The sequence below is a fragment of the Cobetia sp. genome, assembly GCF_983723665.1.
This window is the reverse complement of the sequence record NZ_CFDJES010000004.1, coordinates 11,473-13,366: the sequence shown is the minus strand read 5'-3', so window position 1 is coordinate 13,366 and position 1,894 is coordinate 11,473. Positions and strand designations below refer to the sequence as shown.

At 64.5% G+C, this 1,894-nt stretch carries 2 protein-coding genes; one reads left to right on the top strand and one right to left on the bottom strand.

All coding sequences use genetic code 11. The features are described 5' to 3' along the window. Positions 1–140 (bottom strand): DUF4190 domain-containing protein (locus AC4FAH_RS00975; RefSeq protein WP_490245565.1); only part of this gene is annotated, 140 nt, incomplete at its 3' end. A gap of 250 nt (positions 141–390) precedes the next feature. On the opposite strand from AC4FAH_RS00975, the gene AC4FAH_RS00970 reads away from it, so the two are divergent. After that, positions 391–1,722 carry a GNAT family N-acetyltransferase gene (locus AC4FAH_RS00970; RefSeq protein WP_490245558.1) on the top strand — a complete coding sequence of 444 codons (1,332 nt, stop codon included), beginning with the start codon at positions 391–393 and terminating at the stop codon, positions 1,720–1,722. The last annotated feature ends 172 nt before the right edge of the window (positions 1,723–1,894 follow it).

Sequence of the window (1,894 nt, the reverse complement as noted above, 5' to 3'; positions counted from 1 at the left end):
CCGGCCAGGGCCCAGCTGTCACCGGCTTCGCCACTGCGGCGGATCTGGCTGCGCGCAATGTGGCCACACACGACGCCGCCGAGTGCCGCAGGCGCGAGCAGGCAGCCGAGCACGCTCAGGGCAAAGGCGGCCACTGCCATGAGATTCGTGCTGGCGTGGGTGTCCTGCGCGGGCGGGGTCGGCGCATAAGGCCCTTGAGAGGGCCCTTGCGAGGACTCTTGAGCGCGCCCCTGGGGCTGTGAGCCGCTCGTGGACGTATCGTCGGGCGGCGTGGGAGTCTCTGTCATGTGGGTCTCGTTGTCCTGCATCATGACGACACACTAGCATGTCCTGGGATGTGCGGCATGTCTGCACCAGCGGTGGGCATGGCAAGACTATGAGGAGAGTGCGGTGACAGGGCAATGGCAGGCAGAGGATGAGGCTGCGACAGGGGCGGCGGCACCGGCGGCGCCAGGGTCGGTAACAGACCAGCAGCAGGCTGCGAGCGCCGCAGATGCCGCAGAGAAGCAGGGCTGGCGCCTGGAGGTGCTGGATTCCCTCGACGCCCTCACCGCCAGTGAATGGAATGCGCTGGCAGGCGATGACTATCCCTTTCTGCAGCATGCCTATCTGAGCGCGCTGGAAAGCTGCGGTGCGGCCAGCGCCGGCAGTGGCTGGCATCCTGCCCATCTGGTAGTGCGAGACGCCGACGGCCGCTTGCTGGCGGGGCTGCTGCGCTATCTCAAGCTGCACTCGCGTGGCGAATATGTGTTCGACCAGCAGTGGGCGGAGGCCCTGGAGCAGGCCGGTGGGCGCTATTATCCCAAGCAGTTGACTGCCGTGCCGTTCACTCCCAGCGATGGCCCACGCCTTGTCACCTCGCCACAGTTGGCGTCGCCCGCAGCCCGGCGTGCCTTGCTTGAGTGGTTATGGCCGCATCTCAAGGCTGGCATCGCACCCGCGGCTGAGCCGGGTAGCGCGCTACGTCGTTATGAGCACAGCGGGTTTCATCTGCTGTTTGTCTCGGCAGAGGAGCGGCAAGACTGGCAGGCGGCGATTCCGGAGCTGATTTCGCGTCCCGGGATGCAATATCACTGGCAGTCACGCGGCGAGCCGGACTTTGCCACCTGGCTTGAGAGTCTGCGTTCCAAACGGCGCAAGGAGATCCGGCGCGAGCGGCGCAAGGTCGCCGAGCAAGGCTTCACGCTGGCCAGGCTCGAGGGAGCGCAGATTGGCTCTGACGATATCGAGGCCTTCTACCGCTGCTACTGCATGACCTATCTCGAGCGCGGCCAGCGCCCTTATCTGCCGCTCGATTTCTTCCAGCAGCTCAGGCGCAGCATGCCCGAGCGGTTGCTGCTGGTGCAGGCGCGAGATGAGCAGGGCGCGCCGGTGGCGGCAGCCTTGTGTCTGATCGGCAGTGATTGCCTGTATGGTCGTTGGTGGGGCAGCGAAGTCCATGCCGACTGTCTGCACTTCGAGGTCTGCTATTACCAGGGGCTCGAATTCTGCCTGCAGCGAGGGCTCAAGCGCTTCGATCCCGGCACCCAGGGTGAGCACAAGATCAGTCGCGGTTTCGCGGCGTATGCCACCGGGTCGCTGCATTGGCTGATGCATCCCGGGCTTCAGGAGGCGGTGGCAGAGGCGGTCGAGGAGGAGGCACGTTGGCTCAGCAAGGCGCGTCAGCAGGTGACGGCAATGCTGCCCTACCGGGAGGCCGCGCCTCAGACAGCGCAGGAGTGATGACCCTCAGCCTTCTTCACTGTCATCCGCTATCCGCTGGCGGATTCTCCCGCGGAGTCAGAGGCAAGAAAGATTGCGAATAGAGCACTACACTGAGTTATATATGAATGCTCTAATCCAGAGGCGCCCATGCTGATCAAGGACTGCGATTCACGGGAATACGACCTGCTGG